General features: G+C 57.9%; 12 protein-coding genes. 7 read left to right on the top strand and 5 right to left on the bottom strand.

Annotation, left to right across the window (positions count from 1 at the left end; genetic code table 11):
* Window positions 1–21: 21 nt before the first annotated feature.
* Entirely contained in the window at window positions 22–822 is an 801-nt protein-coding gene (locus KUF54_RS03490) for an RNA methyltransferase (RefSeq protein WP_219345281.1), read from the bottom strand.
* Between the two features lie 250 nt (window positions 823–1,072).
* Between KUF54_RS03490 and KUF54_RS03485 the strand changes: the two genes are divergently transcribed.
* From KUF54_RS03485 to KUF54_RS03465, 5 genes are all read left to right on the top strand, one after another.
* Window positions 1,073–1,981, top strand: coding sequence for an inositol monophosphatase family protein (locus KUF54_RS03485; protein ID WP_219345279.1), 909 nt, complete (start codon window positions 1,073–1,075; stop codon window positions 1,979–1,981).
* Between the two features lie 138 nt (window positions 1,982–2,119).
* Complete coding sequence (locus tag KUF54_RS03480) at window positions 2,120–3,232, top strand: sterol desaturase family protein (RefSeq protein WP_255576272.1); 1,113 nt, start codon at window positions 2,120–2,122, stop codon at window positions 3,230–3,232.
* 180 nt (window positions 3,233–3,412) lie between these two features.
* On the top strand, window positions 3,413–6,004 hold the full coding sequence (gene mutS / locus KUF54_RS03475; RefSeq protein ID WP_255576416.1) for a DNA mismatch repair protein MutS: 2,592 nt from the start codon (window positions 3,413–3,415) through the stop codon (window positions 6,002–6,004).
* Window positions 6,005–6,064: 60 nt separating this feature from the next.
* Window positions 6,065–7,051: a proteasome-type protease gene (locus KUF54_RS03470; protein WP_219345277.1), complete on the top strand. Its 987-nt coding sequence runs from the start codon at window positions 6,065–6,067 to the stop codon at window positions 7,049–7,051.
* 84 nt (window positions 7,052–7,135) lie between these two features.
* Window positions 7,136–7,999, top strand: a complete 864-nt coding sequence (locus tag KUF54_RS03465) for an alpha/beta fold hydrolase (protein ID WP_219345275.1) — start codon at window positions 7,136–7,138, stop codon at window positions 7,997–7,999.
* A 138-nt stretch (window positions 8,000–8,137) separates the two neighbouring features.
* Here the strand turns inward: KUF54_RS03465 and KUF54_RS03460 are convergent, their stop codons facing one another.
* Window positions 8,138–8,962 (bottom strand): undecaprenyl-diphosphate phosphatase, encoded by an 825-nt coding sequence (locus KUF54_RS03460; RefSeq protein WP_219345273.1) that lies wholly within the window; start codon window positions 8,960–8,962, stop codon window positions 8,138–8,140.
* Window positions 8,963–9,175: 213 nt separating this feature from the next.
* Here KUF54_RS03460 and KUF54_RS03455 point away from each other — a divergent pair, with 213 nt between their 5' ends.
* On the top strand, window positions 9,176–9,454 hold the full coding sequence (locus tag KUF54_RS03455; protein ID WP_219345271.1) for a PsiF family protein: 279 nt from the start codon (window positions 9,176–9,178) through the stop codon (window positions 9,452–9,454).
* A gap of 69 nt (window positions 9,455–9,523) precedes the next feature.
* On the opposite strand, the gene KUF54_RS03450 is transcribed toward KUF54_RS03455, so the two are convergent.
* Window positions 9,524–10,195, bottom strand: coding sequence for an ATP-binding cassette domain-containing protein (locus KUF54_RS03450; RefSeq protein WP_219345269.1), 672 nt, complete (start codon window positions 10,193–10,195; stop codon window positions 9,524–9,526).
* Window positions 10,196–10,311: 116 nt separating this feature from the next.
* Here KUF54_RS03450 and KUF54_RS03445 point away from each other — a divergent pair, with 116 nt between their 5' ends.
* Window positions 10,312–10,677 (top strand): hypothetical protein, encoded by a 366-nt coding sequence (locus KUF54_RS03445; protein ID WP_219345267.1) that lies wholly within the window; start codon window positions 10,312–10,314, stop codon window positions 10,675–10,677.
* A gap of 13 nt (window positions 10,678–10,690) precedes the next feature.
* On the opposite strand, the gene KUF54_RS03440 is transcribed toward KUF54_RS03445, so the two are convergent.
* On the bottom strand, window positions 10,691–11,044 hold the full coding sequence (locus tag KUF54_RS03440) for a hypothetical protein (protein ID WP_219345265.1): 354 nt from the start codon (window positions 11,042–11,044) through the stop codon (window positions 10,691–10,693).
* A gap of 35 nt (window positions 11,045–11,079) precedes the next feature.
* Window positions 11,080–12,681, bottom strand: a complete 1,602-nt coding sequence (locus KUF54_RS03435; RefSeq protein WP_219345263.1) for an efflux transporter outer membrane subunit — start codon at window positions 12,679–12,681, stop codon at window positions 11,080–11,082.

The raw sequence follows: 12,681 nt of genomic DNA, 5'->3' as shown, positions 1-12,681 counted from the left end.
GAAATGTTTATTCGGTGAAGTCTAGCGGGTTGGCGGCTCGCTCTTGAGCATCGCCTTGGCAACACCGCGAAGAATATGGATTTCTTCCTGCGTCAGCTGCGCGCGGTTGAAAAGCTGGTTAAGGCGGGGCATGAGCTTTTTAGGCGCTGCAGGGTCGAGAAAACCAACATGGCTCAGCGCCTGCTCAAAGTGGCTCAGCATGCCCTGCACCTGTGCCATGTCAGCGCGGTTCACCTCAGGCGTATGTTCTTCGACTGGGAAACCACCCAAGGCTTCACGCCAGTCATAAGCAATCACCTGAATGGCTGACGCCAAATTGAGCGAGCCAAACTGCGGATTGGACGGAATGGACAGCGCCACATCGCAGCGGTACACGTCGTCATTGCTCATGCCAAAGCGCTCGCAGCCGAACAAAAAGGCCACGCCCTTTTGGTTGCAGGCAGCGCCGGGCGTGGCGGCGTTATCCGTCAAATTAGCATCAGCTGAAGGGGCAGTGCGGACGTCTAGCTCACCTTTTAGTAGCAACTCAAAGTGTTCACGCGGCGTGCGAGTGGGCGGGCCAAAATCGCGTGGCGTCATGGCTGTGGCACACATGTGGCTGATGCCATCCAGCGCTTCTTCCAGCGTTTCCACAATGCGGCAGTTGCCCAAAACGTCCAGCGCACCACTGGCACGCTGAATGGTTTCTTCCTTGCGCAGCACGTTGGCGTAACGTGGACGCACCAGCACCAAGTCATCAAAGCCCATGGTTTTGAGCGCGCGGGCCGCAGCGCCTACGTTGCCAGCGTGGCTGGTTTCAATCAGTACGAATCGGGTTTTCATCACAACAAAAAGCCCCACACAGGGCCTTGATAAAAGCAGCAAAAGACCACACCCACGCTCTCTGCCACTCAATGAAAGCCACGGGCAAGACCCTCAGGTCTCAAGGCTACACAAGCAAAAAAAGCGCAGGCTGGGTAGAATTGCGCCTATTGTCGCCGCCCCGCATCGCCGGTCGCGGCTTTTTACGTTCTTACCCGCGTAGTTCATCCCAGCTTTGCTTTGGGCTGAGCCGCCAAGGCACACACAATTTATGTCGAATTCCCTGCACCCCATGCTCAACGTGGCCATCAAGGCTGCTCGCGCCGCTGGCGCCATCATCAACCGTGCCGCACTAGATGTGGAATCGGTGCGCGTTGCGCAAAAGCAGGTAAACGACTTTGTGACCGAGGTAGACCAAGCCGCTGAGCGCGTCATCATCGAGACGCTGCTGAACGCCTACCCCCAGCACTCCATCCTGGCTGAAGAGTCGGGTCAAGAGCACGGTGCCAAGAACTCTGACCACGTCTGGATCATCGATCCTCTGGACGGCACCACCAACTTCATCCACGGCTTCCCCGTGTACTGCGTCAGCATCGCTCTGGCCTACAAGGGCAAGGTCGAGCACGCCGTGGTCTATGACCCCAGCCGTAACGACCTGTTCACCGCCACCAAGGGCCGTGGTGCTTACCTCAACGAGCGCCGCATCCGCGTCTCCAAGCGCACTCAGCTGCGTGACTGCCTGATCTCCACCGGCTTCCCATTCCGCCGTGGCGACAACTTCAAGCAATACATGCTGATGCTGGGCGAAGTGATGCAACGCACTGCTGGCGTGCGTCGCCCCGGCTCTGCCGCTCTGGATCTGGCCTACGTGGCCGCCGGTTTTGCAGACGGCTTCTTTGAGTCCGGCCTGTCCATCTGGGACGTGGCTGCAGGCTCGCTGCTGGTCAGCGAAGCCGGTGGTCTGGTCGGCAACTTCACCGGCGAAGCTGACTTCCTGGAACAAAAGGAAATTCTGGCCGCAGCTCCCCGCATCTATGGCGCACTGATCCCCGTGATCGGCAAGTTCAGCAAGTTCGCCACTGCCGGTGAAAAGGCTGATGTGCGCCAAGCCGTGAAGTCAGATAACTTTGAATTGCCTGCTGACGAAAGCGCTGAAGGCGAAGCCAAAGCCGCTGAATAAGCACTCAATCGAATTAGCAGTCGCCCCGCGGCTGCATAAAGAGCCCGCCTTATCTGAGTCGGGCTCTTTTTTTGTCTCCACAGAATCCACAAGTTCGCTGTCCAAAATCTGCCCTAAAGACCATGAGGGCTAAGCAAGATGATGGATTTTTTCAGCCCGCACTGGGCACTGGCCATTGACTGGGTAGCGTTGAATGCTGTGACCCCAGTCGTCACCGCATTCAATATTGCCGAAGCTGCTGGCGACCCACGCGAGATTGCCGCTGGCGTGCTGATTGCGCTGCTGCAGCTGTTCTTGATTGGCGGCGTGATGCGCCCGCTGGAAAGCCTGCTGCCAGCAGAGCGCTGGGCCGATCGCCGCCACACCACGGTGGACCGCAACTACACCCTGCTCATGCTGCTGGGCTTGTTTCCGCTGTTCAGCTTTCTGATTCTGATGCCCGTGGCCCATATGCTGGGCGGCGGGCCAGCCACTGATGAGGCTAGTGGCCTCAAGGCCTGGGTGCCGTGGTTTGAAGGCCACCCCTATATTTTGTTTGCCGTGTACTACGTGATCTACGACCTCACGTATTACTGGATGCACCGCGCTCAGCACGTTATTCCTTGGTGGTGGGCCATGCACAGCATGCATCACAGCCAGCGCCAGATGAGCTGCTGGAGCAACGACCGCAGCAACTATCTGGACGGCATGCTGCAAAGCTTTGTGCTGGCCACCGTCGGCCTTGTCATGGGGCTTGATGTGTCTGAGTTCGCCATGCTGGGCTTGCTCAGTGAGCTGGTGCAAAACTTCTCTCACGCCAATATTGCGCTGCGTCTGGGCTGGGTTGGCAAGGTGGGCGAGCGCCTTTTCGTCGGCCCGCGCTTTCACCGCAACCACCACATGCTGCGCGATGCCCACCGGCCCGAGCGCCACAACTGCAACTTCGGCCAAGTTCTGCCTTGGTGGGACCAGCTGTTTGGCACAGCCCTCTATCACGACGAGCCACTGCGCCCCACAGGCGTGAGCGACCCCGAGGTTGACGCCGACAACGAGCGCAGCCTGATCGCCATGCAGTGGTACACACTCAAGCGCTTCTGGGGCGCCGTCACCTGCCGCGCAGGCTGGCGGCTGGGCGATGTGTCTTTTGGAGCCAGCTACCGACCCATTCACGATGAGGACGACACCTCTCATACGCGCAAGTCACATGACGCACCAATAGCAGCCGTTAGTAGAGGCGCAAATAACAATCACCGAATAACAGCCACAAAATAGGCAAAAAACAGCATTCCCCCCTGCTATTGACCATCACGGATAATGCAGTTTTGGCGCCTGCCCAGCACCGGCTAGGCGCCCCACGAATTGCATACCGCTGAAGCGATGACCCAGAAAAGCACAGAAACCCCGTCGCTGGCCCATTTCCCTGATATGACTGATCTCTCGGCGCATACGCCGATGTTCCAGCAATATCTCCCCATCAAAGCGCAGTACCCCGACACCCTCGTTTTCTATCGCATGGGCGATTTTTACGAGCTGTTCTTTGGCGACGCCGAAAAAGTCACGCGCCTGCTGGACATCACGCTGACATCGCGTGGCCAGACCGCTGGCCAGCCCATTCCCATGGCCGGCGTGCCTTTTCACGCGCTGGAAAACTATCTGGGCCGCCTCATCAAGATGGGCGAATCCGCCGCCATTTGCGAGCAGGTCGGCGAGATTGGTCTGGGCAAAGGCCCGGTTGAGCGCAAAGTGGTGCGCGTGGTCACACCCGGCACACTCACAGACAGCGAACTGCTCTCCGACAAGAGTGAAGCCATGCTGGTCGCCGTGCACACGGCGGGCCGCCAGCGCTGCGGCTTGGCATGGATGGCCGTGACCCAAGGCCGCATCCACATGGCTGAATGCGCAGCCGATGAGCTGGCTTCTTGGCTCGCCCGCATCAGTCCCAGCGAAGTGATTTACAGCGCCGGCGTCACTGAGCGTTTTGAGCAAAGCCTGCTGGCCATCAAGCACAGCAGCGCCATTAGCTGCCCACTGTCGCCCCGCCCTGACTGGCAGTTTGACTCAGGCCTTGGCGAGCGCAAATTGCTCGAACTACTGGGCGCAGCCAGCCTCAAAGCTTGGGAGGCTGAAGACCTGCCACTGGCCCACGCCGCCAGCGCTGCCCTGCTCTCTTACGCCGAACACACGCAAGGCCGCAACCTCACGCACATTCATGCCATTGCCGTGCAGCGCGATGATGACTTGATCGCCTTGCCACTGGCCACGCGCCGTAACTTAGAGCTGGTCAAAACGCTGCGCGGCGAGGATTCGCCCACGCTGTTTTCGCTGCTCGACACTTGCATGACTGGCATGGGCAGCCGCCTGCTCAAAGCGTGGCTGCTAGAGCCTGAACGCAATCGCAAATCGGCCATGCAGCGCCTTGAAGCCATTGGCGCACTGCGCGGCACAGGCGCTGGCATGGCCCCTTGGCAAGCCCTGCGCGCTGAGCTCAAAGGCGTGAGCGATGTGGAACGCATTACCGCTCGCATCGCCCTGCGCCAAGTGCGCCCGCGTGAGCTGGTGGGCCTGTCTAAAACACTACAAAAATCGCAGCAACTAGCCCAATCAGGGCAAGTACCATCAGCCTATTTGACTCAGATTTTCACCGATCTTTTGCCACCCGAAGGCTGCGCTGAGCTGCTGGCCAAAGCCATCATGGAAGAGCCCGCCGCGCTGGTGCGCGATGGCGGCGTGATTGCCACTGGTTTTGATGCCGAGCTGGACGAGCTGCGCGCCATTCAAAACAACTGCGACGAGTTTTTGTTGGAGCTGGAATCCAAAGAAAAACTGCTCACCGGCATTCCGAATCTGCGTGTGCAGTTCAACAAGGTGCACGGTTTTTACATCGAGATCACCAACAGCTACAAGGATGCGGTGCCCGAGCGCTACCGCCGCCGCCAGACGCTGAAAAATGCCGAGCGCTACATCACGCCTGAGCTCAAAGCCTTTGAAGACAAAGCCCTGTCCGCCCAAGAGCGTGCGCTGCAGCGCGAGAAATTTTTGTTCGAGCAGGTGCTCGATCAGCTCCAGCCCCATGTGCCCCAGCTCACGCGCGTGGCACAGGCCATTGCGGCGCTGGATGTGCTTTGCACGCTGGCCGAGCGGTCATTGACGCTGAACTGGGCTGAGCCGCAATTCGTCAGCCAGCCCTGCATCGAAATCGAAGCCGGCCGCCACCCCGTGGTGGAGGCACGCATGGCCGAAACATCGAGCGGTAGCTTCATCGCCAACCACACGCGTATGAATCTGAACACGCGCATGCAGATCATTACCGGCCCGAACATGGGCGGTAAATCGACCTATATGCGCCAGGTTGCTCTGATTGTGCTGCTGGCCAGCGTGGGCAGCTATGTGCCCGCTGCCAGCTGCCGCTTGGGCCCTATCGACGCCATTCACACCCGCATTGGCGCAGCAGATGACTTGGCCAACGCCCAGTCCACCTTCATGATGGAGATGACCGAGGCCGCGCAGATTCTGCATTCGGCCACGCCCCACTCTCTGGTACTGATGGACGAGATTGGTCGCGGCACCAGCACTTTTGATGGTTTGGCGCTGGCCAGCGGCATGGCCACGCAGCTGCATGACAAAACCAAGGCATTCACGTTGTTTGCCACCCATTACTTTGAGCTGACCGAATTACCTGCCAAGGCCAAGGCAGCCGTCAACGTGCATGTGGGCGCAGCAGAGTCGGGCAGCGACATTGTGTTTTTGCATGAGATTAAGGCAGGCCCCGCCAGCCGCAGCTACGGTATTCAGGTCGCCAAATTGGCCGGAATGCCGGCAGGCGTGCTTAACCACGCCCGCCATGCGCTTGAAGCGCTGGAGTCGCAAGCCGGTGAAAACGACATGCAAGTCAACCTGTTTGATGCGCCCGAGCTAGCCGATGAAGCCGCCACGCCCAACCCGCTGGCGCAAGCACTGGCTGCGATCAACCCCGATGCCCTGAGCCCTCGTGAGGCACTCGAAGCGCTTTACCAACTCAAGCAAGTCGCAGCGCGTAGTAGCTAAGTTAGCCACTACGCGACCACTGCCACTACACTTCAAACTCTAACCGTAACGTTTTCTGTCATGACTTACTGCGTTGCCCTCAAACTCAATGCCGGCCTCGTTTTTCTGTCCGACTCCCGCACCAATGCGGGTCTCGATCAGATCAGCACCTTCCGCAAGGTCATGCTTTATGAGCAGCCGGGCGAGCGTTTCATGGTGCTGCAATCTGCAGGCAATCTGTCCATCACTCAGTCAGTGCGCGAACTGCTGGAGAGCTTTCAGCTGCATGACGCCACCACCGATGAGATGCTGACCATCTGGAACGTGCGCAGCATGTTCGATGCCGCCCGTGTGCTGGGCGCGGCCGTGCGCCATGTGTATGAGCGCGAAGGTGAAGCTTTGCAGCGCGCAGGCGTCGATTTCAATGTCTCCATGATTTTGGGCGGCCAGATTCAAGGCGAAGGCATGCGCCTGTTTCAGGTCTACTCGGCGGGCAACTTCATTGAAGCGACGGGCGAGACGCCTTACTTCCAGATCGGCGAATCGAAATACGGCAAGCCCGTGCTGGACCGCGTCATCACCTCCGAAACACCACTGGACGAAGCCGCCAAGTGCGCGCTGGTGTCTATGGACAGCACGCTCAAATCCAACCTCTCGGTTGGCCTGCCACTGGACTTGATCGTCTACGAAAACAACCGCTTCGCTTCAGACCGCATTGTCTGCTTGGACTCCGACAACCCCTACCTGCGCATGTTGCATGACAGCTGGGGAGAGCGCCTGCGCAATGTGTTTGACAGCATTGAAGACCCGGCGTGGGATGGCGGCCAGACGGACGCGCCCATCCGCATTCACAGCCCGCGCGCGCACCCGCTGGTCAAGGTGGGCGCCCCCACAACAGCCATGCAATCTACCTCGAGCACTGGCGCTGGCAATATTCCGCCCGCAGCCCTGCGCCAGCCACCAGTGCCAGCCCAAGCAGGTCTGAGCGCCGCAAATGAATACCAGCGCCTTCAGTCCAATGAGGAGCAAGCCCGCTTGCAGCGACAGGCATCGCTGTCTAACCGATAAGATGAACGCACCTTAGGGTGCGTTTTTCATGACACTCCCACTCGCTGCCCTCTTCGATATTCTGCATCTCACACCTCTCACACCATGGCCTCTGTCAGCGATCTGAACACCCTGCCCGTCGTGTTCTCGCACGCCAACAGCTTTCCTGTCTGCACCTACCGCCTGTTGTTTTCTCTGCTGCGCCAGCGCGGCATTGATGCCAGTGGTGTGCAGCGCTTTGGCCATGACCCGGCACGCCCCGTCACCAATCACTGGCCGCATTTAGTCGATGAGCTCATCGAGTTTGCAGAGAAAAAAGTGCAGCAGCACGGACAAGCTGTTTATTTGGTGGGTCACTCGCTGGGCGGCATTCTGAGCTTTCAAGCGGCCTCTAAGCGCCCCGATCTGGTGCGCGGCGTGCTGCTACTTGACTCGCCCTTGCTGGGCGGCTGGAAGGCCAATGCCGTGGGGCTGGCCAAGCAGACACAACTTGTGGCCTCTGTATCGCCGGGCAAGATAAGCCAGCGCCGGCGCTACACTTGGGCCAGCAGTGAAGAAGCGCTAGAGTACTTTCGCAGCAAAAAAGCCTTTGCCCAATGGCACCCACAGGTGCTGCAAGACTATGTAGAGCACGGCTTGGTGGGCGATCAGGGCAAGCGCAGCCTGCTGTTTACGCGCGAGGTAGAAACTGCCATCTACAACACCCTGCCCAGCAACCTCAACAACCAACTCAAGCGCAACCCGCTGCGCTGCCCCGTGTCTTTTATTGGTGGGCGCTCATCGGCAGAGATGCGGCAGGTGGGTATGGAGATGACGCAGCGCATGACGCAAGGCCGCATCATGATGCTGGACGGCGGCCACCTCTTTCCCATGGAGCGTCCACAGGCTACGGCTGCCGCCATCGAGGCTTCGCTGCTCAATATGGAGCAAAGCATTTTGCGTAAGGCTGAAGCAAATGCTCATCAATAGATAGCTGGCAGGGCCCATTAGTCATTGACTTGCGGCATCAATCATGCCAAAACTGAATCAATGAAAGCGCTAGCAGCTATGAAAAAAGCCACTTGCAGTTCACGCAAGTGGCTTTTTTATGGAAGCTCGGCGACCGTTTTAATGGTGCCAGTTCACCACACCGGTGTAAGCCGTCACCAACACCACGATGCCAAAGACGATGCGGTACCAAGCAAAGGGCACAAAGCTGTTGGTGGAGATAAAGCGCAGCAACCAGCGCACGCACAACCAAGCGCTGATGAAAGAGAAGAACAGACCCACAGCAAACAGCGGCACATCTTCCATGCTCAGCAATGCGCGATCTTTGTAGAGGCTGTAGACGCCTGCGCCAATCAGCGTGGGCATAGCCAAGAAGAAAGAAAAATCCGTCGCCGCCTTGCGCGACAGGCCCATGACCATGCCACCAATGATGGTCGAGCCGCTACGGCTCATGCCGGGAATCAGAGCCAAGCATTGCACCAAACCGACCTTGAGCGCATCCACAGGCGTCATATCGTCCACCGAGTGCACGCGAGTGGCGGCAGCGGGGCGATTTTCAGCCCACAAAATAATGAAGCCACCGATGATGAACGTGGTCGCCACAATCACAGGCGTGAACAGGTGCTCTTGCACATACTTGCCAAACAGCAGCGCCAGCACCACGGCAGGCAAAAAGCCGATGAAGACGTTGAGCGCAAATTTTTGCGCCTCGCGGCTGGTGGGCAACTCGATCAGCGTGCTGCGAATTTTTTGCCAATACACCAGCATTACGGCAAAGATGGCGCCGGTCTGAATAGCGATCTCGAACACCTTGGCCTTGCCGCCGACAAAGCCCATGAGCGAGCCCGCCAAAATCAGGTGCCCCGTTGAGGAGATGGGCAAGAACTCGGTCAGCCCTTCCACAATGCCCATGATGGCGGCCTTGAGCAGCAATAAAGTATCCACGCGAATCGTCCTTTGGGTGCAGGGTTGAAAGCAAAGCTGCCCATTATCTACTTGTCGTTTTGGCGATGAGCCATATCGCGCTGTTAGAGGCCTTTAATCGCCACTCAATCGCAAACTTTTACAAGACATGGTTTGCGGTCATGGGCAAAGCAGCCAAGCTGTGCTGCAATAGCCATGCGTCGGCTGTCGGCGTTTTCACAAAACCATACCATCATGAAAAAACTCGTTGTCCTGGCTGTCGTGTCTCTGGCTTGCAGCATGAGCATGGCTGCTGGAGATAAACCCAAAACCGCCCAGCAGCAACTCATGGGCACTTGCAACACCGAAGCCACCGGTAAAAAAGGCGATGAGCGCAAAGACTTTATGAAGTCCTGCCTGTCTGACGGCAAAAAGCGCCAGCAAGAACGCATGAAAAGCTGCAACGTAGATGCCACCGGCAAAAAGGGCGACGAACGCAAGGCGTTTATGAGTGACTGCTTGAAGAAAGACTGATTCTTTTCTTCATCTTGAACGAGAAAACGCCATGGGCATGCCATGGCGTTTTGCATTTCTAGCGTGGTCTCAAGCCACTGCGCTTAGGCTCATCACATCATCCCAGTCCACGCCCTGCATGGCATCCCAATGGGCCACGATCACGCTGCGCGGACGCTTAGGATTTTTCAGCGCCCCAGCCATCTCAGTCAACGCTTGGTGCACATAACGCTCAGAAGACTTATCTAAAGCGGCCAGTGGCTCGTCGATCAGCACCAGCTCCGCACCACTGGCCCAGCCTGCGGCCATCCATAGTTTGCGCAATGTTCCGGATGAAAGCGCGAGCAGTTGTTTGCCCAGATGCGCTTCTAGATCAAAACCTTGCACATGCTTGTCAAACTCATGCGCGGACCAATGCGGATAAATCGTGCTCTGCAGAGCAGCCCAGCGCTCTGCGGTCATACGGCTGTGACTTTCGCTCAACGGCTGACGAGGGTCCTGCCAGAAAAAAGATGATGCGGGCAGGGTGCCATTCGCGGCAAACGGATAGTGCAGCACGCCTCTGCTTAGGTGCAGTTGCCCGGCTAAGGCCTTGAGCCAACTGGTCTTGCCTGCGCCCTCATCGCCTTGCAACAGGCACAAGCCTGCATGCCAGCAATGCGAGACTTGATGGGCTACCTTTCGGTCTTTGTAGCCAAAACTCACTTGCAGGGCCTGCACCATGCAAGGTGTCTCGCAGCAATCATCTATTTCAGAATTCATAGCTAGCAGCGCCTTATAGGTATGGACTTGCGCCTGATTTCATCTCAAACACCTATGCGCATGCTGCCAAACCGGCAAAGGCACAATGGCGTCCCCTCAATAGCACGCAATATGCCATGGCTCTGGATTATTTGGAATTTGATTACAGCGAAGATGAAGAAGGCACCGGCACTTGGGACGCTATGGCCAGCGTCAAAGCCGAGCGCGTGCCTGCGCTGGCAGCCGAAATCGAAGCCGTTCTACGCTGGGCCAGCCACAAATTTGTAGGCCGCCAAGGCTCAATCGAAGAAGGTTTTGACTGGGATTACGACCTGCAGGCCCAAGATGATGAGGGCGAGCCTTTAGATGCCCGCTTTGATAAGGCCCAGAGCAAGTTGACGCTACAAGCCTCGGCCACAGGCCGCACAACGGTCAACCTGGCTGTCTCAGGCTCGGTGCATTTTGCGGATGCGCTGCGCGAGAGGTTTGAGCTGGAAGATTGAAAAAACTCAGCTTTCAGTTATCCATATCTTTGCGCTGCTTAGGCGGCTGAGCCGCATTTTTACGACTTGCACCGGCGCGGCCGGCCTTGCTCCACTGGTAGTCAAAACCATCGGGTGTCTTGCCATCCTCCACAGCTGACACTCCTACCGGCCCCACCATGTCACGCAGCTCCGAAGAGATGACGACATGGGCGTTACTCGGGTCTTTGCGCAGCTGCTGACACAGCGCCAAGGCCTCACCCATCTGAGCATCAGAAAAGGCTTGGCATTGCGGCTGCCAGGCAGGTGCCTGCCCCTCAATCTCAGCATCATGCTCAGGTACCGACTCAGGCGCCAAACTACGCAGATAAAAAACAACAATACTCATGGCGTGATCTTAATTAAAACAAGGCCTGTGATGATTCACTCTTGAGGTTTAGCTGCATTCAAAGGCTCCCAGCGCCCCGCTACGTTTTTAAGCAAGGTATTCACTGCCGTGAGCCTGCGACTCTTGACGTTGTTGAGGCTGTTTTGCGCACTCAGCACCGCCGTCTGGGCAGATAGCACATTCAAATAGGCCACCATGCCCGCCTTGTACTGGTTGTTCGCCAACGTGAGCGACTTCTGAGCGGCGACCAAGGCCTCGGTCTGCACCTGATCTTCTTGCGCTAAATTGCTGGCGGCGACCAGATTGTCTTCCACCTCTTGCAGCGCCGTCAGCACTGTTTGCTTGTAAGTCGCAGCATTCAAATCCAGCGTAGCGCGGGCTGACTCGACCGCAGCGCTACGCGCGCCGCCATCAAACAGACTCATCGCCAAGGCCGGGCCTACCGACCAAAATAGATTGGGCGCATTGAGCAAGTCCGACAGAATGGAGTTGCGATAACCGGTGGCGGCCGACAGCGTGAGCGAAGGAAAAAATGCCGAGCGAGCCACACCCACTTGCGCATTCGCCATCGCCACGCGGCGCTCAGCGGCAGCAATGTCGGGGCGGCGCTCCAGCAGGGTCGAAGCCAGCATTTCAGGCACCACAGGGGGCGTGGGTAATACGGCCGTCACAGGCAGGCTGAACTGCGCCGGGGCCTTACCCTGTAATGCAGCCAGCGCATGCTCGTACTGTGCGCGGGTGATTTTTGCATCCAACAAGCTGGCCTGTGTGCTCTTGTACTGAGACTGAGCCTGAGCCACATCGGCAGACGAAACCACACCGGCTCTATAGCGGTTTTGCGTGAGCTTCAAGCTTTGCGCATAGGCGTCCAGACTCTCTTGCAAAAATTTCATCTGCACTTCAGCAGCACGCAGCGAGAAATAAGTCTGCGCGACTGATGCCTGAGCCGAGAGTTTGGCCGCCGCTAAATCGTCCGAACTAGCCTGCGCTGAGGCACGACTGGCATCGACTCCGCTGGCCAGCTTGCCCCATAAATCCAGCTCCCAGCTAGCGTTTAATCCCAGCGAGAAATTGTTATTGATGCTGCCACTGCGGGCCACGTTTTCACCATTGGTGTTGCTATAGGTGCCGCCGCCCGTAAGCGCCCGCGAGCCACTGCCCGTGGTGCTGAGCGTGGGCAGTTGCGCAGCGCGGCTGCTTGCGACTGCGGCTTGCGCCGAGCGCAGGCGGGCCACGGCTTGCTCAATACTTGGGTTGCCTGCGGCTGCCGCTTCTTGCAGCTGGTTGAGAACAGCATCGCTATAAACCAGCCACCACTGATCGGGCACCGTGGCGGCGCTGCTGCCCGCCACGTTCTGAGCGGGCTGCCACACGCCGAACTGCGCAGCCTGCGGTGTGGCCTCTTTGAACTGGGCAGGCACCTCCAACTTAGGAGCTTGGTAAGTCGGCTGGGTAGAGCATGCTGTCAGCATCAAAGCTGCAACGATTGGCAAGAGGCGAGGTAACTGGCGAGGCAAAGAACGGGGGTACAAATGAGGTAGCACCATGGCAGATATATTCATAAATGTGAGCTGCCCGTCCTTAATTTGATTGGACTTGAGGCCGATTTGATTCAAAAATTGTGTGGACATATTCAT

Origin of the sequence: Comamonas sp. Y33R10-2 (assembly GCF_019355935.1) — a bacterium.
In the GTDB taxonomy this organism is placed as follows: Bacteria; Pseudomonadota; Gammaproteobacteria; order Burkholderiales; family Burkholderiaceae_C; genus Comamonas.
Note: the sequence above shows the minus strand (reverse complement) of the source record. Positions and strands in the feature narration are given on the sequence as shown.

Bases quoted from the DNA above. Each gene is read 5' to 3' on its own strand.
- KUF54_RS03445 (WP_219345267.1), top strand. From the start codon at position 10,312: ATGGCTCTGGATTATTTGGAATTTGATTACAGCGAAGATGAAGAAGGC.
- KUF54_RS03435 (WP_219345263.1), bottom strand. From the start codon at position 12,681: ATGAATATGTCCACACAATTTTTGAATCAAATCGGCCTCAAGTCCAAT.
- KUF54_RS03465 (WP_219345275.1), top strand. From the start codon at position 7,136: ATGGCCTCTGTCAGCGATCTGAACACCCTGCCCGTCGTGTTCTCGCAC.
- KUF54_RS03450 (WP_219345269.1), bottom strand. From the start codon at position 10,195: ATGAATTCTGAAATAGATGATTGCTGCGAGACACCTTGCATGGTGCAG.
- KUF54_RS03470 (WP_219345277.1), top strand. From the start codon at position 6,065: ATGACTTACTGCGTTGCCCTCAAACTCAATGCCGGCCTCGTTTTTCTG.
- KUF54_RS03485 (WP_219345279.1), top strand. From the start codon at position 1,073: ATGTCGAATTCCCTGCACCCCATGCTCAACGTGGCCATCAAGGCTGCT.
- mutS (WP_255576416.1), top strand. From the start codon at position 3,413: ATGTTCCAGCAATATCTCCCCATCAAAGCGCAGTACCCCGACACCCTC.
- KUF54_RS03490 (WP_219345281.1), bottom strand. From the start codon at position 822: ATGAAAACCCGATTCGTACTGATTGAAACCAGCCACGCTGGCAACGTA.
- KUF54_RS03440 (WP_219345265.1), bottom strand. From the start codon at position 11,044: ATGAGTATTGTTGTTTTTTATCTGCGTAGTTTGGCGCCTGAGTCGGTA.
- KUF54_RS03480 (WP_255576272.1), top strand. From the start codon at position 2,120: ATGATGGATTTTTTCAGCCCGCACTGGGCACTGGCCATTGACTGGGTA.
- KUF54_RS03455 (WP_219345271.1), top strand. From the start codon at position 9,176: ATGAAAAAACTCGTTGTCCTGGCTGTCGTGTCTCTGGCTTGCAGCATG.